We start from the raw sequence: 17,515 nt of genomic DNA on the forward strand, positions 1-17,515 counted from the left end.
GATGCCCTCCCGCCCTCGGACGCTAACGAGCACCTCCCCTCCCCGCGCGCCGACTGCGCCGTCGGCGGCGCGTCGCTGCGCCGAACGGTCGAGCGGGCGAGACCTGTCGCCAAGCCGCATTCTCCGCCGGTGGGTTGATCGGCCGTCAGTCAGGCTTCGGGGCTGGACCATCAGGGTGACAGCATTTAAGGTACTGCTTCATGTTGAAGGACGTACATAACTTGCCCGCCCCTGAACCCACTCCCGAACCCGCTCTCGCCACCGACCCCGACGGTCACCTCTACGACCCCGGCGTGCGCGCCTCCATGGCCGCATTCGCGCTCGACGACGACACCCTCGCACTCGAAGCCGCCGCCGCCGTCCGCTCCGCCTCCCAGTCCGTCGACCGCCTGCGCGCCCGCGGCGCCGGCGGCCGCGGCCTCAGCGCCGGAGCCCTCGATCTGCTCACCCGGCTCGGCAACGCCGGCGCGGACGGCCTCACCATCGGCGAACTCGCCCGCGCGGCCGGCGTCAGCTCCCGCAACGTGACCGGCCTGGTCGACACCCTGGAACGCGAGACCCTGGCCCGCCGCGTCCAGCACCCCGAGGACCGGCGCTCCGTCCGCGTCACCATCACCCCCGCCGGTCGCGACTGGCTCGACGCCTTCCGTCTGCCGACCCAGCGCGCCATGTCCGCCGTCTTCCGCGGCTTCACCCCCGACGAGCTCACCCAGTTCCGGCACCTCTGCCTGCGCCTGGTCGTCAACCAGCAGCAACTGGAGCAGTACCTCGGCGGCGGGCAGTCCTGACGCTCCTCCCCGCCGCCCACTCCGGTCCGCCGCAGCGCCTTTCCTTCCCTGCGGCCGACCGGAGGACCGCCCACCGCGGCACGTCGCCGTCCGGCCGGAACGCGTCGGCGCTGCGCGCTCAGCCGGTCGCGCACGCGGCCGGCCGGCTTCCCAGCGGTCGTGCCACGGTGCCGGTGCGCGGCCCGACGGTGTCGGCGCGCAGCAGCGTGACCCGCTCGACGACGGCACCGGCCGGCGCCTGCGGCACTCCGCCGGGAAAGCGGGACGGGACCGCCTCGGCGGGCCTCTCCACCGGGCGGACCGCGATGCGGCGGCCGGTCGCCGTCACGAGGATCCGGACCTGCTCGGCGACCGTGAGGCGCTCGTCGCCGAGCAGCACGCATTCCGCGCGCGCCTTCGCGGCCGTCCCCGGTGCGGACCTTGGCGGCGACGGCGGCGATATCGGCCGGCTCCCAGAAGGCAGCTCTCCGCGCGGATCGTCGACACCCACTCGACGGCGCCGGTCATGACGCCGCCGGGCCGCAGCACCGCCGAATGCCGCAGCCGCGCACACTCTCCTCGCGTTGGCGGTGCCAGCCCCGCACCGCGAGCATCGGGCCGCCCAGCCCGCCCGCCGACAGGTGCACCACACGGGGCACTCCCACACCCCCGGCGGTGGCAATGGCGTGCGCGGTGTTCGTGGTGTGCACGGTCCCGATGCCGGGCATCCGCAGGAACAGCCTCTCCACACCCGCCAACGCCCCTTCCGACGTGGGCGGTTCGCTCAGATCCCCGGCGAAACGCTCGGCACGGGCGGGCAGCCCGGCGGCCCGGTCCGATGCGCGAACCAACGAACCAACAGGCGCAGCTCGGCGTCCATCATGTCGAGCGTGTGCACCAGCTCCCGCCGGGTGTTCCCCGGTCGCGCCGATGATCAGTATCATCGACCCCCCTGAGGACGTTAGCCGACTAACGATCCGGCGGGAACGTCAACCAAAAACTGATTGACCGTCAATCAATCCTCCCCGCAAGCCCGTTCCGACCCCAGCCCCACTCCCCTCCGGAGGCCGCGATGCCCGAGTTCCTGGACCTGCACGGCAAGACCTCGAAGGCGCTCCGGGCGCTCGCCGACGGCGCGATGCGCCGCCACGGCCTCCACCTCGGCCAGAACCATCTCCTCGCCGCCCTGTGGGAACGTGACGGCCGCACCCCCGGCGAAGTCGCCGCCGCGCTGAACGTCACCACCCCCACCGTGGTCAAAATGGCCACCCGGATGGCCACCGCCGGCCTCCTCACCCGCCGCCCCGACAACCATGACAACCGCCTGGTGCGCCTCTGGCTCACCGGCGCCGGCCGCGCCCTCCAACACCCCGTCGAAACCGAACGTCAAACCATCGAGGACCAGGTCATGGCCACCCTCACCCCCACCGAGCGCAAGCACCTCCTGATCGCCCTCGCCAAGATTCACCGATCCGCGACCGACCTCCTGTCACCCCCGACCGACGGCTGCCCCCGCCCCGGGAGCACCGCACCCCGCAAACGGTCCGCACCGCATTCGGGACAGGGTGCATAGTGTGCGCATGGACCGGTACTTGGGCCCGGCACGCATGGAATGGCGGGCCAATGACTAGCTCTGCATCGACGAGTACGACATCGACCTCACCGTGACGGTCGACGCGGCCGGCACGCGGCGCGCGTCCGGCCGGCATTCCTCGACGCTCGGCACGGATCGACGTGCGGGCTGGGACTTCCTCATGGGGACGGACCCCCACTTCTCGCTCGCGTTGCCCAACTTCTCGCTCACGTCGCCCGGTGAGGATCGCGGCTGCCTCATGGTGCGGGTCGACGAGGCAGCGGACGGAACGCTCGCCCTCCGGGAGGCACCGGACCGGGACGGCTCCACCGCCCCCCGGGCCGAGCTCAGCTGAGAGCGGCAGTCCGCCGCCCGGCACACCTGCGTGGGCGCCGCCCCTGTCACTCGGCAGCGACCGGAACAGCGCCCGAGCCCACAGTGCGCACGATTCCGCGGCCCGGCGCGCGGGCCGAACGCGAACGACTTCGGCCCCCGGTCCCGACGCTGGCACGTGCCGGGTGGAGCTGACGGTCAGGCGAGGCCCAGCGCGGGGAGGCACTCCTGGACACCCGCCAGCTCGATGTCCTCGCGGCGGGTCCGTTCCCACGCGTCCCGGGTCAGCAGCCAGCGCTGTATCGGTGCGACCTCGCCGCGGCGGCTGTCCCAGGTGGTGCCGTTCGGCTCGTAACCCAGTGTCCGGGACACCTTGTTGGACGCGTGGTTGTCGACGAACGCATCACTCTCGGCCTCACGGGCGCCCAGCCCGGCGAACGCCAGGTGCAGGACGGCCGCGCGCATCTCCCGTCCGATGCCCTGCCCCCGGCGGTCCGGCGCCAGCCACGAGAAGGAGGAGACCGTCCCGAACCTGGCGAAGTCGGCTCCCACCAGGTCCTGCATCCCGATCGGCTCGCCGTCCAGCAACACCACGAAGTACAGCCGCCAGAAGCTCTCGCTCACCCGCGCCCGCCCCGCCCAGATCGCCCGCAACCACTTCCACTCGCGGTCCGGGCTGTCCGCGTACAGCGACATCGGATCGTCGAACGGCCACGGCGGCTCATTGGCAACTCCCGCACGCACCAGCGGAACCAGCCGCTCCAGCAGCTCGTCCGTCGCCCCGGCGAGCGTCAGCCGCGGCGTCCTGATCCGAACATTCAGCGGCGGGTAGGTGTGGGTCACAGCCGGACGCTACGAGGGCACGCTCGCCGGGCGCAATCGTATTTCCCACCGCCCGGCCGGCGCCGAGGCCCGAACGTCAGTACAGCTCGCACTCCCACGCCTCGAGCTCGGGCTCGCCCGGCGGCAACTGCCCGGTGCAGTACTGGTAGAGGTACGTTGCGGCCCGGCGCTCGGCGTACTTCTCGTTGACCGGCTCACACCTGGACCGAGAGACGAAGCCATGCCGGACACTCGATGCCGCACGGTCCGCCCCGTCTGGACAGGACGGATGAAACGGATGAGACGCACTGCCCGAACGGCCCGAACGGCCCGCGCAGCCCGGACGGGACGGCATCGCGGCAACGCTCACCCGCGAGCCGAGCCGTCCCGCTCCGTCCCGTCCCGTCCCGCTCCGTCCCGTCCCGTCCCGGGCCGCTCCATCCCGTCCCGACGCGACGTCAGTCGGTCCGCGGTGCGGCCGTGCTGTCGCGCAGCACTACCTCGGCTCGGGCGGAAGCCGTGTCGGCCCTGCCCTCCCGACCGCCGCCCTCGCGCAGGGCCAGTCGGACGGCGGACTCGCCCATCCTGGCGAGCGGCAGGCGGACGGTGCTCAGCGCCGGGGCCAGGTCGGTCGCCAGCGGGATGTCGTCGAAGCCGGCCACCGAGATCTCGTCGGGGACGGAGATGCCGCGGTCGCGCAGTTCGGCGAGGACGCCGGCGGCGCAGATGTCGGAGAGGGCGAGCACGGCGGTGGGCAGCGGGGTTCCACTCTCCCGGGCGACGTCCAGGATGCGGGCCATCGCCGCCCGACCGCCCTCACGGGTGAACTCCGTGCGCTGGAGCATCCCTTCGGGCAGCGTGAGCCCGTTCTCGCTCAGCGCGTCCAGGACACCGTCGAGGCGGTCCTCGGCGACCCGCATCCGCTCGGGGCCGGTGATCACCGCGAAGTGGTCGTGGCCGAGTTGGGCCATTGAGTGGGTGAGCGACGCGGCTCCCGCCTTGTTGTCCACCTGGACGGTGTCGTACAGCGGGCCGTGGTCGGTGATCGCGGCGACTCGGCCGCCCTGCTCCTGATAGGCCGTCAACGCCTCGTCCAGCTGCTGGATCACCGAGACGTCGTTGTACGCGGACCCGGCCAGGATGATCGCCCGGGCCCGGTGCGCGTGCAGCATCCGGATCGCCTCCAGCTCCCGCCGGGGATCACCGTCGGTGCTGGTCACCAGCGACAGCAGGCCCGCGCGGGCGGCGGCGTCGCCGATACCGCGGGCGATGCCGCCGAAGTACGGGTCGGCGACGTCGTGCAGCAGCACGCCGATGGTCGCGCCGGACGACCGGGCCAGGGCCTGCGCCGGCGCGTTCGGGAGGTAGCCCAGAGCATCGGCACTCGCCCGAACCTTCGCCGACAGCTCCTCCGTCACCGACCGCGCCGAGCCGTTCAGGGCCCGGGAGGCGGTGGCCAGCGAGACACCAGCGTGCCGCGCCACATCCCCGAGAGTGACAGCCACCCGATACTCCCCGCTTTCCGCGCCCTGCTTGCCAATGATCGAGGGACAGGGTACCGCTCGGCCGGGTCCGGGCGGCCGAGGCGACCGCAACGCCTTGACCGGGGCGGGCGGGCCGCTTAGCCTCGGCGCATGGAAAGCGCTTTCCAAGGGTCTTGCGCGGCCGCTGCGGAAAGCGCTTTCCAGCAGGCCGCACAGGGCCTCTGCAGCACCTCGACCCACCCCTCGAACACCATCGCGGGCCGGTCGGCCAACCGAACTGGAAAGCGCTTTCCCGCACCGTGCCGGGAACGCCAGCGGAACACCCCGGGAACGTCCAGGGATCGCCCCCGGGACGCCCCTGGGTCGCTCCCGGGCCAACCCCTGCGGGTCGCTCCCGGGAGTGACCCAGGGGCCGTTCCCTGGCTTCTGCGGGCGCAACCGGTAAGCGCTTTCCAGCTCCGTCGGCCGCCCCTCCCCGTCACCACAACTTCCGTCCACGGAAAGGACCCCCCATGTCCCGCAGGGTCATCGGCATCGTCATGAACGGCGTCACCGGCCGGATGGGTTACCGCCAGCACCTGGTGCGCTCGATCCTGGCCATCCGCGAACAGGGCGGCCTGCCGCTCGGCGACGGCCAGGTGCTGTGGCCGGAGCCGATCCTGGTCGGGCGCAGCGCCGCGAAGCTGGAAGAGCTGGCGAAGCGGCACGGCCTGTCGCACTGGACCACCTCGCTGGACGAGGCGTTGGCGCACCCGCTGGCTGAGATCTACTTCGACGCGCAGGTCACCCAGGCCCGGGAGTCCGCGATCAAGGCCGCGATCGCGGCCGGGAAGCACATCTACACCGAGAAGCCGACCGCCGAGTCGCTGGACGCGGCGCTGGAGTTGGCGCGCCTGGCGCGGGCCGCCGGGGTCTGCAACGGCGCGGTGCAGGACAAGCTGTTCCTGCCGGGTCTGCTGAAGCTGAAGCGCCTGGTGGACGGCGGCTTCTTCGGCCGCATCCTGTCGGTGCGCGGCGAGTTCGGCTACTGGGTGTTCGAGGGCGACTGGCAGGACGCGCAGCGTCCGTCCTGGAACTACCGGGCCGAGGACGGCGGCGGCATGATCCTGGACATGTTCCCGCACTGGCGTTACGTGCTGGACGGCATCATCGCCCCGGTCCGCTCGGTGTACGCGCACGCTGCCACGCACATTCCGCAGCGGGTCGACGAGCAGGGCCGCCCGTACCCGGCGACGGCGGACGACGCGGCGTACGGCGTGTTCGAGCTGGAGGGCGGGATCGTCGCCCAGGTCAACTCGTCGTGGGCGGTCCGGGTGGACCGGGACGAGCTGGTGGAGTTCCAGGTGGACGGCACCGAGGGCAGCGCGGTCGCCGGTCTGCGCAACTGCCGTATCCAGCACCGTGGTTCGACGCCGAATCCGGTGTGGAACCCGGACCTGCCGGCCACCGAGCAGTTCCGCGAGCAGTGGCAGCAGGTGCCGGACAACGCCGAGTTCGACAACGGCTTCAAGGTGCAGTGGGAACTGTTCCTCAAGCACGTCGTGACCGGCGCGCCGTACCAGTGGGACCTGCTGGAGGGCGCCAAGGGCGTGCAGCTGGCCGAGCTGGGCCTGCGTTCGGCCCGCGAGGGACGCCGACTGGACGTGCCGGAGCTCAGCCTCTGACCGTCCCGCCCCGCCCCGCCTCTCTCTTTCCTCCCCGCACCTCCCTCCGCCCCTCCCCTCTCGTCGATCCGTGTGATCGCCCGATCCCAAGGCCTGACACCATGACTCATCTCGATCTGCCCGGCATCGGCCGGTACCAGTTGCGCGAGCCCGTGGCGCTCGCCGCCCCGTCGGGGCCGGCCGCGTCCCGGGTGGCGTTCGCGGCCGCCCACGTGGTGGCCGATCCGCTGGGCGGGAACGCGCCCGGTGCGCCGGCCGCCGTGGACTGGGAGGGGACGCTCAAGTTCCGGCACCGGCTCTGGGAGTTGGGCCTTGGTGTCGCCGATGCGATGGACACCGCGCAGCGCGGAATGGGCCTGGACTGGGCTGCGACGCAGGAGCTGATCGCCCGTTCGGGTGCGGCGGCGAAGTCCGTCGGCGGCCGGCTGGCGTGCGGCGCGGGCACCGACCAACTGACGTCCGTGAACGTCTCGTTGGCCGAGGTGTCGGCGGCGTACGAGGAGCAGCTCGCGGTGGTCGAGGCGGCGGGTGCGCAGCCGATCCTGATGGCGAGCCGGGCGCTGGCGGCGTCGGCGCGCGGTCCGGAGGACTACCTGTCGGTGTACGGGAAGCTGGTCGAGCAGGCCGAACGGCCAGTGATTCTGCACTGGTTGGGCGAGATGTTCGATCCGGCGCTGGCCGGCTACTGGGGTTCGACGGATCTGGATGCGGCCGCGCAGACGGTGCTGGAGCTGATTCGCAGCCACCCGGGGCGGATCGACGGCATCAAGGTGTCGCTGCTGGACGCGGGTCGGGAGATCGCGCTGCGGCGTGAACTGCCGTCCGGGGTGCGGATGTACACCGGTGACGACTTCAACTACCCGGAGCTGGTGCGGGGTGACGAGGTCGGGCACAGCGATGCGCTGCTGGGTGTGTTCGATCCGATCGCGGAGGTCGCGGCGGCCGCGTTGCAGGCGCTGGACGCCGGTGATGTGGCGCGCTACGACGAGCTGTTCGGGCCGACGGTGCCGCTGGCCCGGCACTTGTTCGCGGCGCCGACGTTCCACTACAAGACCGGCATCGTGTTCCTGGCCTGGCTGTGCGGGCACCAGGACCACTTCACCATGGTGGCGGGTGCGCAGAGCGGCCGTTCGGTGAGTCACCTGGTGGAGCTGTTCCGACTGGCGGACGTGGCCGGGGTGTTGGGCGATCCGGAGTTGGCGGCCGGTCGGATGCGGGAGTTCCTGGCGCTGGCGGGGGTGCGGGCATGAGCGCGGCGGTGCTGAAGGTGGCCGAGGGGTGCGAGCGGCTGTCGCTGAACCAGATCACCACCAAGGGCTGGAGCCTGGAGGAGGCAGTGCGCGGCTGCGTGGACGCCGGGATTCCGGCGATCGGCCTGTGGCGCGACAAGGTCGCCGAGGCGGGACTGGCCCGGGCGGCGCGGCTGTGCCGGGACGCGGGTGTCGCGGTGAGCAGCCTGTGCCGGGGCGGGTTCCTGACCGCCGGTGACGAGGAGGCGCGCCGGGCGGCGCTCGCGGACAACCTGGCGGCGATCGAGGAGGCGGCCGAACTCGGCACCGACACACTGGTGTTGGTAGTGGGCGGCCTGCCGTCGGGCAGCCGGGACCTGGTCGGGGCGCGTCGGCAGGTGGCCGACATGATCGGTGAACTCGCCCCGCACGCGGGTGACTTCGGGGTCCGGTTGGCGATCGAGCCGCTGCACCCGATGTTCTGCGCGGACCGGGCGGTGGTCTCCACGCTGGGCCAGGCGCTGGACCTCGCCGAGGCCCACCCGGCCGAGCAGGTCGGCGTCGTGGTGGACAGCTACCACGTCTGGTGGGACCCGGAGTTGGAGCGCCAGATCGCCCGCGCGGGTGCGGGTGGCCGGATCGCCTCCTACCAGGTGTGCGACTGGACGCTCCCGCTGCCGGCGGACGCGCTGCTGGGCCGGGGCCATGTCGGCGACGGGCACATCGACTTCGGTTGGCTGACCGACCGGGTGGCTGCCGCCGGCTACGACGGCTGGATCGAGGTCGAGCTGTTCAACGAGCAGGTGTGGAACACGCCGGGCGCGCAGACCCTGGCCACACTGAAGGAACGTCACCGGACGCACCTGGTGCGTCGCTGACCCTGGTGCGTCGCTGACGCATACGGACGGGCACGCGGGCCGGCCGCTCTCCGGTCGACCCGCACCCGCCCTGCCGTTGCTACCACGCGGTGCCACGCTGCGTCGGATCGTGTCGTGGTGGTGGGCGTACGGTTCGGTCCGGTTGAGTGGTACCGCGCCAAGGGCACCGGCCACGGCGCGACCGGCCGGTCCGAGGTCGGCCGGTCCGACCTGGCGAGTCAGAGGCGGCCGGTCCGAGGTTGGCCGGTCCGAGGTAGCGAGTCAGAGGCGGCGGGTCGGCGACGGCCGGTCGAATCGAGAGAGGCGGAGGTGGGGCGGATGCGGATCGTCGTGGCGCCGGACTCGTTCAAGGGAACGATCGACGCGGCGGACGCCGCCGAGGCGCTGGCTGCGGGCTGGCGTTCGGTCCGGCCGGCGGACGAGGTGCGGTGCGTTCCGATGGCGGACGGCGGGGAGGGGACGCTCGCGGCAGTCGTCTCGGCCAGCCCCGGCGCGCGACTGGTCGACGTCCCGGACGTCACCGGGCCGGACGGGCGCCCGGTGCGCGGGCAGTTCGCGCTGCTGCCGGACGGCACGGCGGTGGTCGAGCTGGCCGTGGCCAGTGGACTTCCGCTGCTGGGTGGCGAGTTGCGCCCGCTGACCGCGACCACGCAGGGCACCGGCGAGACCATCTCCGCCGCGCTGGACGCCGGCGCAACCCGGCTGCTGATCGGCCTCGGCGGCTCGGCATCCACCGACGGCGGTTTCGGGCTGCTGTCCGCGCTCGGCGCCCGCCTGCTGAACGATGCAGGCCAGGAAATCCCTTACGCTCCGTCAACTTTCGATGCAGCAATGGCTGTTGCGGTCACCTTCGACAGGTCAAGGATGCGTTCCGCCCCGCCCGCCGGGGTGGTACTGCTCACGGACGTGACCAATCCGCTGCTGGGCGAGCGTGGCGCGGCAGCCGTGTACGGTCCGCAGAAGGGTGCCGGTGAGAACGAACTTCCGCTGCTGGAAGGGCGATTGACGCGCCTGGCAGAGCTGATGGGCGGCGATCCGTCACATCCGGGCGCGGGTGCGGCAGGCGGAACGGGCTACGGGCTGTTGGCCGGTTGGGGCGCGGTGGTCGAGCCGGGCGCCCCGGCGGTGGCTCGACTCCTCGGGCTGCCGGGGCTGTTGACGTCGGCAGACCTGTTGATCACCGGCGAGGGCCGGTACGACGCGACCAGCCTCCAGGGGAAGGCCGTCGGCGAGGTGGTGCGCCTGGCCGAGACGGCGAACGTCCCGGCGAGCGTGGTGGCGGGCGAGTCGGCAGTGGACGGGGTCCTCACCCTCTCCTCGTTGGCCGGCTCCGCGTCCGCGGCCCGGTCCGAGCCGGCTCGCTGGCTGCACCGGGCGGGCGCCGTCCTCGCCGAGCGATGGACGGCCGGGCCGCTCACCTGATCGGCCGTCAACTTTCCGGCATCCGAGCCGCCGACCGGGTGTCCGCTGGTTCGACTTACCGGAAATCTTGTTGACCGGCCACCGGCAACCGGGAAGGCTCTGCCGCCATGTCCGCCTTCTCCGACGCCCCCCGGGCCGTCCCAGCCACGCCGAGCGACTCCCCCGCCCTGGCCGTTCCGTCGACCCCGGCCGTTCCATCCGCTCCGCCCGCTCCGTCTGCTCCGCCCTCTCCATCCGCTCCGTCCGCCGACTGGACGGACTGGCAGGCGGCCAATCGTGCGAACTGGGACGAGCGGGTACCGGTCCATGTCGGTGGGGCGTTCTACGACGTTCCGGCGTTCGTGGGCGGTGCCGAGGTGTTGCGGGACTTCGAACTCGCGGAGGTCGGGGACGTCACCGGAAAGCGCTTGCTGCACCTGCAGTGCCACATCGCCCTGGACACCCTTTCGTGGGCGCGGCGCGGTGCGCTGGTGACGGGGTTGGACTTCTCCGAGCCGGCGCTCGTGGAGGCCGCGCAGTTGGCGAGGCGGATCGGCGTGGACTCGGCGCGGTTTGTCGCCTCGGATGTGTACGGGGCGGTGGCGGCGCTCGGCGGCGAGACGTTCGACGTGGTGTACACGGGGATGGGTGCGCTGAACTGGCTGCCGGATCTGGCGCGTTGGGCGCGCACGGTGGCGGCGCTGGTCCGCCCGGGCGGGTTCGTGTACCTGTCGGAGTTCCACCCGGTCGCGGAGCTGGTCGCGGAGGACGGCCGCACCGTGGTGGAGGACTACTTCGACCGCGCGCCGGCCGTGCTGGACACGCCGGGCAGCTACGCCGACCGGGACGCGTCGATGTCGGCGACCCGGACGGTGCAGTGGCGGCACGGCATCGGCGACGTCGTCAGCGCGCTGGCCGCGGCCGGACTGCGCCTCGAGTTCCTGCACGAGCACGCGTACGGCCACTTCTTCCTGCCACCCGGCCCCCGCCTCCCGCTGGTCTACTCGCTGCGCGCCTCCCGGCCGTCCTGAAGCCTCGCCGCCGGACCGCCGGACCGCCGGACCTTCCAGCGGCCGACGGCACCGGGCCGAGAGGCGATCCGGACGGACTTTGACACCGGATGTCGCGGCTCTCGCACGGCTCCCGTGTCCACCGATCAGCGCGCCTCGTCGGCCAGGGCGTCGATGGCTGCCCGGACGGCCGCCGGGCGGTCGAGCAGGTCGGTGCTGTCGGCCCACTGGTCGACTGCGCCGGTCAGCGGGAGGTCACGCAGTTCGGGGTCGGTGACGGTGTGTCGGAGGGCGCGGGCGAACCGGTCGGCGTGCAGGACCTGGTACGGGCGGCTGTGGTACGAACGGCGGGCCGGGTCGAGCGGCTCGGTGAGCGCCAGCGCGTTGTGGGTGCGGGCGGCGGACTCGTAGGCGTCGCACAGGTGGCGTTCGCGGGTGTCGTGGTCGGTGGCGGCGAGGGCGGCACGCAGTGCGGGGCCGAGGGCGGGGTCGGCGGGCAGTCGGGTGAACGCTCGGCCTAGCCACTTGCTGTAGGGCGCGTAGGCGCGATGTTGCAGCAGGGTGAGCCGCATCAGGTCGCGGGCCAGGCGGGCGGCGACGACGGCCGCTCCGAGGTCGTCGTCGGTCTCGGCGCAGCGGCCGACGAACGCCTCTTCCTGGCCGATGCGCTGCCACTGGCAGGCCATCAGGTACCGCCACAGCTGCTCGGGGTACCAGTGGAGGCGTCGGCGGACGGCAGTGAGGGTTCCGTGGTCGTCGCGCAGGACGGTGCCGGCGGTGAGTTCGGCGAGTCGCTGTTGCGGGAGGGCGAGCCAGTCGGCGGTGGTGGGGTCGGCGTCGGTCCAGCCGGCGGCTCCGGGGCCGAGGTGGGTGGTGAGCCAGCCGGGCAGCTGGTGGACGGTGACGCGGTGGTCCACGGTGCTGCCGGCGGCGGGTTCGAGGTGGCTGACCGGGTTGTCCGGGTCGCCGGTGTGCCGGAAGTGGGTGGACCAGCCGCGGATCTGCCGGGGCAGGCGGTCGGCGAGCAGTGCGGTGATGGCCGCGCCGTGCCGCTCGGTGTCCTCGGGGGTGAGGAAGAGTTGCAGCCGCGGCCCCCAGTCGTGGTCGGCGGAGCGGGCGGTGTCGAAGCCGAGTACGTCGGAGCCGGGGCCGATCCGCGCGGCGGCGTAGCCGAGCTGCGGGTAAGCGCTTTCCAACAGGGGTCGGACGGCGTCCCCGTACAGTGCTGCGGCGAGTTCGAGTCCCGGTACGAACGGTGGATCCGGCGTGATCATGCGGCCCACTGTGGCAGTGGGGGCAACTGGGGTCCATCGCTTATCCGCGCACGGCGACCTGCGGTGTCTCCGTCCGGCCGACGGCGGCCGGGCGTTTGCGGGACCGTCCGGGGCGGGGGTTGTCGACGGGGACTGCGCCCGGTCCGACGGGGTCGGCGCCCGGTCCGGCAGGGGCGGTGCCCGGTCCGGCGGTGCGGGTCCGGGGAGGCAGGGGCGCGGTGGGCTCCGGGTGGTCGTCGGGGCGGTGGCGGATCGGCATGGCGACCAGCAGCGCGAAGGTCACCAGGACGTAGGCGCTGCCGCCGAACAGGGTGCCGGGGGTCCGTCCGTCGGGGCGCCAGAGCCACACCATGCCGCTGGAGAGCACCAGTTGGAGCAGCCAGCTGACGGTGAGCAGGTCGCGACGGCGTTCGCGCAGGGCGGCGTCGGCGAGGACGACCAGGGCGGGCAGTGCCCACACCAGGTGGTGCACCCAGGTGATCGGGCTGACCAGGCAGCAGGCCAGGCCGGTGAGGCTGTAGGCGGCAAGGGTGTCGCGGGCCCGGGTGGCGCGGCGAAGACGGTGGGCCCAGATCGCGAGGACGGCGACCGAGGCGGCCACCCACAGGACGCGGCCGGGGAGTTGGGGGCCCAGGCGGGCGATGAGCCCCTGCAGGGACTGGTTGGACATGTTGGCGAAGCCGCCGACCCGGTCGGTGTCCCAGAGTGTGCTGGTCCAGAACTGGCGGGACACCTCGGGGCCGATCAGGAAGCCGACTCCGGTGGCGCCCAGTGCGGTGACGGTGGCGGTCGCGGCGGCGCGCCACTGGCGGGTGAGCAGCAGGTGGGCGATGAACAGCGCGGGGGTGAGTTTGATCGCGGCGGCCAGTCCGGTGCCGATGCCGGCGAGGAACTTCCAGCGGCTGTCGGCGAGTTGGCGATCGGCAAAGACCAGGGCCACCAGGAGCAGGTTGACCTGTCCGAAGCTGAAGGTGTCGCGCACGGGGTTGGTGAGGGCGCACAGGCAGGCCGCCAGTCCGAAGGCGTACCAGCGGCACCAGCCGCGTCGGCGCGCGATCGGGTCGATCAGCCAGTACAGCAGCAGACCGGTGGCGACGGCGGACAGCGTGACGCCGACCGCGATCGCGGGGTGCCAGCCGAGCAGGCGCATCGGCAGCATGCAGACCGCGGCGAACGGCGGGTAGGTGAACCCGTAGACGGTGCCGGGGCGGACGTAGTCGTAGAGCCGGCCGGTGTCCAGCCAGTGCTGCACGGCGCCGTAGTACACGCCGATGTCGAACCAGCCGCGGTGGCCCGGGATGACCGCCAGGACAACGGCCGTGACCAGCACGGCGACGGAAAGGACCGCCGCCCGCCCGCCCGTGGTGCCTCGGGTCAGCACGCCAACTGCCTTTCGTCGAAGAGCTTCCCGCGTTCCGCCGCCAGTACGGCGGCGGCCCCGATCACGAACCCGCCGACGGCGAGCACCAGTTCCGCGCCGTCGGGGCTGAACCCGTCCGGCATCACGGTGAACGCCAGGACAGCGCACCCGAGTTCGGCGACCCGGCGGACGGTCGGGGAACGGGCGGCAAGCGCGGCGGGCAACACGGCCCACAGCCCGTACCAGGGCCGGAACGCCGGTCCGAGCGCGACCAGGGCGGTGAACGCGAGCGCCAGGGCCGCCACCGGTTCGTCCTCCCGTCGGGCAACTCTTCGTACCAGTACGGCGATTGTCACGGCTGCGAGCACCATCCCGAGCAGTCGGGCGGCGGCGACCGCGCCGTCCGGGCCAACGCCGGTGAGGGCGGTGGCCAGTCGGCCGAGGCTGGTGCTGGGTGACCAACTGGTGCTGGTGGCCGAGGTGGTGAGGGCGGCGATCCAGCCGTATCCGGTTCCGGCGGCGGCGGTGACGGCGAGCACCGTCACGGTGGCGGCGGCCACTGCCTTTGCCGCTGCTCGCAGTTGGGGACGCCAGGCGCGATCGGTCTCGGCGAGCAGGCACGCCACGGGCAGGGCGATCCCGGCCGGGGCCTTCACCAGTGCGGCGAGGGCGATCAGCGCGGCGGCGAGCACGACCCGTCGTCGGGTGGCGGCGAGCAGTCCGCCGAACAGCAGGGCGAACGCCAGGGCGTCGTTGTGCGCACCGGCGATCAGGTGCAGCAGCACCAGCGGGTTGAGCGCGCCCAGGCGCAGCGCGGCGGCGGGGTCGACGCCGAGGGTGCGGGCGAGGGCGGGCAGCAGGGCGGTGAGCGCGGCGACCGCCAGTACGGCGGCCAGGCGCAGGGCCAGCGTTCCGGCCCAGGGGTGTTCGGCGAGCGGGGCGGCGGCGCGGGCCAGCAGCAGGAACGCGGGCCCGTAGGGGGCGGGGGTGTGCTGCCAGACTTGCGGTATCTGTAGGGCAGTTGGGCCGCCGAGGTCGGCGGGGCCGTGCGTGTAGACGTCCAACCCGTGGGCGAGCATGGCCCCTTGGGCGAGGTAGCTGTAGACGTCGCGACTGAACAGCGGCGGCACGAGCAGCAGCGGGGCGGCCCACCAGGCCAGGGTGGCGGTCAACCAGCGGGTTCCGGGGGGTGGTTGGCCGTCTGCGGGGCGTCCGAGGAGCAGCCAGGCGGCGGTGAGGGCGGCGAGGCCGGCGAAGACCAGGACGGTGCCGGCGCCACCGGAGGCGCGCAGGGTGGGGCCGGTGTCGGCGGCGGACCGAGCGCCTGCGGTGAGGGCGCCGGCGGCGAGGGCGAGCGACCCCAGGAGTCCGAGCCACCGGTACCGGCTCGGGTAGGCGTTCGCGCCCGTGTTCGGCATGTCGGGAACGCTGGCAGAGTGGCGTGGCGGCCGGGCGACAGGTCCGCGTCCGGCCGGTGACCACCGGGCGTCCGGATCGGGGCGGGACCGGATCGGGGCGGGGCCGAACCCGGCCAAGGCCGAACCCTGGCGGGCCGGACCCGGACGGACGGACCCGGGCGGCAATCGGCGTTCGGGCGGGGACGGACTCGGGCGGGGACAGATCCGGGCGGCAAGCGGCGTCCGGGGGATCACGAACTGCCCTACTCCGCTTGGCGAACCGGTCATTCAGCAGGTGCACATCTGGTCTCCCTCGGGTGTCCACCTGAGGGCCAGGCGAGTCGGGGAGACATACCCATGCCGCTCGCGACCGGCTCCGCCCGACCGGCGGACCGGCGGCGGGCGCCGTGTCGTCGCGTGTCGTCCCGTGCTGTTCGCCGCCACCGTACCGTGCCCCGAGACCCCGGAGAGTCCGCCATGACCACCGCCCCTGTCCGTCCCGTCCAGTCGTCCGCCGTCCCCACGCTCGCGGCGGCCGGTCAACAGCCCTCCTACCAGCTGGTGTTCGCACGGACCGAGGAGGACGTGCGGGCCGCGCAGCGGCTGCGGTACCAGGTGTTCGCCCAGGAGATGGGGGCGGTGCTGGACTCGCCGCTGCCGGGCCTGGACGCGGACCCGTTCGACGAGTACTGCGACCACCTGCTGGTACGCGAGCAGCCCAGCGGCGAGGTGGTCGGCACGTACCGGCTGCTGCGCCCCGAACAGGCGCGCCGCGCAGGCCGGTTGTACTCCGACACCGAGTTCGACCTGAGCCGGCTCGGCGGCCTGCGGGACGGCCTGGTGGAGGTCGGCCGGTCCTGCATCGCCGAGGCGCACCGGGGCAACGGCGCGGTCATCAACCTGATGTGGGGCGGCATCGCCCGCTACATGACGGCCACCGGCAACGCGTGGCTGGCCGGCTGCTGCTCGGTCCCGCTGTCCGACGGCGGCACGACGGCCGCCGGGGTGTGGGACGCGGTGTCCGCCAAGTACCTTGCACCGCAGGAGTACCGGGTCACGCCGCTGCGCCCGTGGTCGGCGGACGGGATAGCCCGCCAGGGCCGGACCCCGATCCCGGCGCTGCTGCGCGGCTACCTGCGCCTCGGTGCGTGGGTGTGCGGCGAGCCCGCCTACGACCCGGACTTCAACGTCGCAGACCTGTACGTGCTGCTGTCGCTGGAGCGCACCGACCCGCGCTACCTGCGGCACTTCCTGGCAGCGGCCGCCGACCTGCCGATCTCCACCATCAACTCTCTTGAGAACGGCGACACTTCCGACAATGCTGCAACAACGGCGACGCCGACCACGGTAACGGCGGCGACCGCGGCATGAGTGCCTGGCTGCCGACCGCGCCCTGCACGCCCGGTGACTGCGTGACGGTCACCGGGCCCCGGGTGGGGATGATCCGCCGGGCGCTGCGGCTGGCCGGGTGCCTGACGGTGCTGCTCGCGGGCGTCGCGGCGACGCCCGTGGTGCGGGCGCTGACGTGGCTGCCGGCCGAGCGGCTGGTGCGCTGCTGGGCGCGACTGCTGCTGGGCGCGCTCGGAGTACGGGTGCGGCCGATCGCCGTACCGGGCAGGCAGGTTGGCGGCTCGCTCCTGGTGTCCAACCACATCTCCTGGCTGGACATCCTGCTGGTCGCCGCCGTCCGCCCCGGCCGCATGCTCGCCAAGACCGAGGTCGGCCGCTGGCCGGTGCTCGGCCCGCTCGCCGCCTGGGGCGGCACCATCTTCATCGACCGCGACCGCCTGCGCGCCCTGCCCTCCACCGTCGACCGCATCGCGCTGGCGCTTCGCCGCGGCGAGCGGGTGGTCGTCTTCCCGGAGGGCTCGACCTGGTGCGGCCGGGGCGGCGGCCGGTTCCGCCCCGCCCTGTTCGAAGCGGCGGTACGCGCCGACGTTCCCGTTCAACCGCTGGCGCTGCGCTACCGTACGGCGAGCGGGCCGAGCACCGTACCGGCCTTCGTCGGCGAGGACGGCTTGCTGCCGTCGCTCTGGCGGGTGGTCTCGATGCGCGGCCTGGTCGGCGAGGTCGAGTTCCTGCCGCAACTGCCACCCGCGCTGTTTCCCGGCCGCCGCCAACTGGCTGCCGCCGCGCAGCGGGTGGTGGACCGCCACCGCTACACCGGGCACCGGACCTGCACCACCCACCTGTCGGAACCGCCGGTCCGCGTCCCCGACCGCCGGGAGGCCCCGCGGCCCCGCGCGGACGCCGCGCACCGACCCAAGCCGTCCGTACACGACGGGAACGGCAGGTACGACCGTACGGCTCCCGTATGATCGGG

At 73.1% G+C, this 17,515-nt stretch carries 17 protein-coding genes; 10 read left to right on the top strand and 7 right to left on the bottom strand.

Annotated features, from left to right (window positions below; all coding sequences use genetic code 11):
- Nucleotides 1-221 precede the first annotated feature (221 nt).
- A complete protein-coding gene (locus ACIQF6_RS25640) occupies nt 222-788 on the top strand; it encodes a MarR family winged helix-turn-helix transcriptional regulator (protein WP_400898916.1) in 567 nt (188 codons plus the stop codon).
- A 118-nt stretch (nt 789-906) separates the two neighbouring features.
- Here the strand turns inward: ACIQF6_RS25640 and ACIQF6_RS25645 are convergent, their stop codons facing one another.
- Complete coding sequence (locus tag ACIQF6_RS25645; protein ID WP_400898918.1) at nt 907-1,167, bottom strand: hypothetical protein; 261 nt, start codon at nt 1,165-1,167, stop codon at nt 907-909.
- A gap of 124 nt (nt 1,168-1,291) precedes the next feature.
- Nucleotides 1,292-1,516, bottom strand: a complete 225-nt coding sequence (locus tag ACIQF6_RS25650; RefSeq protein ID WP_400898920.1) for a hypothetical protein — start codon at nt 1,514-1,516, stop codon at nt 1,292-1,294.
- Nucleotides 1,517-1,839: 323 nt separating this feature from the next.
- Here ACIQF6_RS25650 and ACIQF6_RS25655 point away from each other — a divergent pair, with 323 nt between their 5' ends.
- Together ACIQF6_RS25655 and ACIQF6_RS25660 are read left to right on the top strand one after the other, a co-directional pair.
- Nucleotides 1,840-2,340 (top strand): MarR family winged helix-turn-helix transcriptional regulator, encoded by a 501-nt coding sequence (locus ACIQF6_RS25655; RefSeq protein WP_400898922.1) that lies wholly within the window; start codon nt 1,840-1,842, stop codon nt 2,338-2,340.
- A gap of 91 nt (nt 2,341-2,431) precedes the next feature.
- Nucleotides 2,432-2,695, top strand: coding sequence for a hypothetical protein (locus ACIQF6_RS25660; protein ID WP_400898924.1), 264 nt, complete (start codon nt 2,432-2,434; stop codon nt 2,693-2,695).
- A 176-nt stretch (nt 2,696-2,871) separates the two neighbouring features.
- Here ACIQF6_RS25660 and ACIQF6_RS25665 read toward each other — a convergent pair whose 3' ends face one another.
- On the bottom strand, nt 2,872-3,516 hold the full coding sequence (locus tag ACIQF6_RS25665; RefSeq protein ID WP_400898926.1) for a GNAT family N-acetyltransferase: 645 nt from the start codon (nt 3,514-3,516) through the stop codon (nt 2,872-2,874).
- A gap of 437 nt (nt 3,517-3,953) precedes the next feature.
- Nucleotides 3,954-5,000: a LacI family DNA-binding transcriptional regulator gene (locus tag ACIQF6_RS25670; RefSeq protein WP_400898928.1), complete on the bottom strand. Its 1,047-nt coding sequence runs from the start codon at nt 4,998-5,000 to the stop codon at nt 3,954-3,956.
- 491 nt (nt 5,001-5,491) lie between these two features.
- Between ACIQF6_RS25670 and ACIQF6_RS25675 the strand changes: the two genes are divergently transcribed.
- The 5 genes from ACIQF6_RS25675 (at nt 5,492) to ACIQF6_RS25695 (ending at nt 11,182) form a co-directional block, all read left to right on the top strand.
- A complete protein-coding gene (locus ACIQF6_RS25675) occupies nt 5,492-6,643 on the top strand; it encodes a Gfo/Idh/MocA family protein (RefSeq protein WP_400898930.1) in 1,152 nt (383 codons plus the stop codon).
- 101 nt (nt 6,644-6,744) lie between these two features.
- Nucleotides 6,745-7,893, top strand: a complete 1,149-nt coding sequence (locus ACIQF6_RS25680) for a dihydrodipicolinate synthase family protein (RefSeq protein WP_400898932.1) — start codon at nt 6,745-6,747, stop codon at nt 7,891-7,893.
- Nucleotides 7,890-8,750, top strand: a complete 861-nt coding sequence (locus ACIQF6_RS25685; RefSeq protein ID WP_400898934.1) for a sugar phosphate isomerase/epimerase family protein — start codon at nt 7,890-7,892, stop codon at nt 8,748-8,750. Before ACIQF6_RS25680 ends, ACIQF6_RS25685 begins: the two co-directional genes overlap by 4 nt.
- A gap of 318 nt (nt 8,751-9,068) precedes the next feature.
- A complete protein-coding gene (locus ACIQF6_RS25690; protein ID WP_400898937.1) occupies nt 9,069-10,172 on the top strand; it encodes a glycerate kinase in 1,104 nt (367 codons plus the stop codon).
- Nucleotides 10,173-10,279: 107 nt separating this feature from the next.
- Nucleotides 10,280-11,182, top strand: a complete 903-nt coding sequence (locus tag ACIQF6_RS25695; protein ID WP_400898939.1) for a class I SAM-dependent methyltransferase — start codon at nt 10,280-10,282, stop codon at nt 11,180-11,182.
- Nucleotides 11,183-11,307: 125 nt separating this feature from the next.
- On the opposite strand, the gene ACIQF6_RS25700 is transcribed toward ACIQF6_RS25695, so the two are convergent.
- The 3 genes from ACIQF6_RS25700 to mptB are packed head-to-tail and all read right to left on the bottom strand — an operon-like array spanning nt 11,308 to nt 15,213.
- A complete protein-coding gene (locus ACIQF6_RS25700) occupies nt 11,308-12,435 on the bottom strand; it encodes a DUF4037 domain-containing protein (protein ID WP_400898941.1) in 1,128 nt (375 codons plus the stop codon).
- Between the two features lie 40 nt (nt 12,436-12,475).
- Nucleotides 12,476-13,816, bottom strand: a complete 1,341-nt coding sequence (locus tag ACIQF6_RS25705) for a glycosyltransferase 87 family protein (RefSeq protein WP_400898944.1) — start codon at nt 13,814-13,816, stop codon at nt 12,476-12,478.
- Entirely contained in the window at nt 13,810-15,213 is a 1,404-nt protein-coding gene (gene mptB / locus ACIQF6_RS25710) for a polyprenol phosphomannose-dependent alpha 1,6 mannosyltransferase MptB (protein ID WP_400898946.1), read from the bottom strand. Before mptB ends, ACIQF6_RS25705 begins: the two co-directional genes overlap by 7 nt.
- A gap of 456 nt (nt 15,214-15,669) precedes the next feature.
- On the opposite strand from mptB, the gene ACIQF6_RS25715 reads away from it, so the two are divergent.
- Both ACIQF6_RS25715 and ACIQF6_RS25720 read left to right on the top strand, forming a co-directional pair.
- Nucleotides 15,670-16,563: a GNAT family N-acetyltransferase gene (locus tag ACIQF6_RS25715; protein ID WP_400898948.1), complete on the top strand. Its 894-nt coding sequence runs from the start codon at nt 15,670-15,672 to the stop codon at nt 16,561-16,563.
- Nucleotides 16,560-17,510 (top strand): lysophospholipid acyltransferase family protein, encoded by a 951-nt coding sequence (locus ACIQF6_RS25720; RefSeq protein WP_400898950.1) that lies wholly within the window; start codon nt 16,560-16,562, stop codon nt 17,508-17,510. Before ACIQF6_RS25715 ends, ACIQF6_RS25720 begins: the two co-directional genes overlap by 4 nt.
- Nucleotides 17,511-17,515: the final 5 nt, after the last annotated feature.

Source organism: Kitasatospora sp. NPDC092948 (genome assembly GCF_044754805.1).
Lineage (GTDB): Bacteria > Actinomycetota > Actinomycetes > Streptomycetales > Streptomycetaceae > Kitasatospora.

What these genes read in the sequence shown, in the direction of transcription:
- ACIQF6_RS25680 (WP_400898932.1), top strand. Translation starts at nt 6,745, where the DNA reads ATGACTCATCTCGATCTGCCCGGCATCGGCCGGTACCAGTTGCGCGAG.
- mptB (WP_400898946.1), bottom strand. Translation starts at nt 15,213, where the DNA reads ATGCCGAACACGGGCGCGAACGCCTACCCGAGCCGGTACCGGTGGCTC.
- ACIQF6_RS25695 (WP_400898939.1), top strand. Translation starts at nt 10,280, where the DNA reads ATGTCCGCCTTCTCCGACGCCCCCCGGGCCGTCCCAGCCACGCCGAGC.
- ACIQF6_RS25720 (WP_400898950.1), top strand. Translation starts at nt 16,560, where the DNA reads ATGAGTGCCTGGCTGCCGACCGCGCCCTGCACGCCCGGTGACTGCGTG.
- ACIQF6_RS25675 (WP_400898930.1), top strand. Translation starts at nt 5,492, where the DNA reads ATGTCCCGCAGGGTCATCGGCATCGTCATGAACGGCGTCACCGGCCGG.
- ACIQF6_RS25690 (WP_400898937.1), top strand. Translation starts at nt 9,069, where the DNA reads ATGCGGATCGTCGTGGCGCCGGACTCGTTCAAGGGAACGATCGACGCG.
- ACIQF6_RS25715 (WP_400898948.1), top strand. Translation starts at nt 15,670, where the DNA reads ATGACCACCGCCCCTGTCCGTCCCGTCCAGTCGTCCGCCGTCCCCACG.
- ACIQF6_RS25700 (WP_400898941.1), bottom strand. Translation starts at nt 12,435, where the DNA reads ATGATCACGCCGGATCCACCGTTCGTACCGGGACTCGAACTCGCCGCA.
- ACIQF6_RS25685 (WP_400898934.1), top strand. Translation starts at nt 7,890, where the DNA reads ATGAGCGCGGCGGTGCTGAAGGTGGCCGAGGGGTGCGAGCGGCTGTCG.
- ACIQF6_RS25655 (WP_400898922.1), top strand. Translation starts at nt 1,840, where the DNA reads ATGCCCGAGTTCCTGGACCTGCACGGCAAGACCTCGAAGGCGCTCCGG.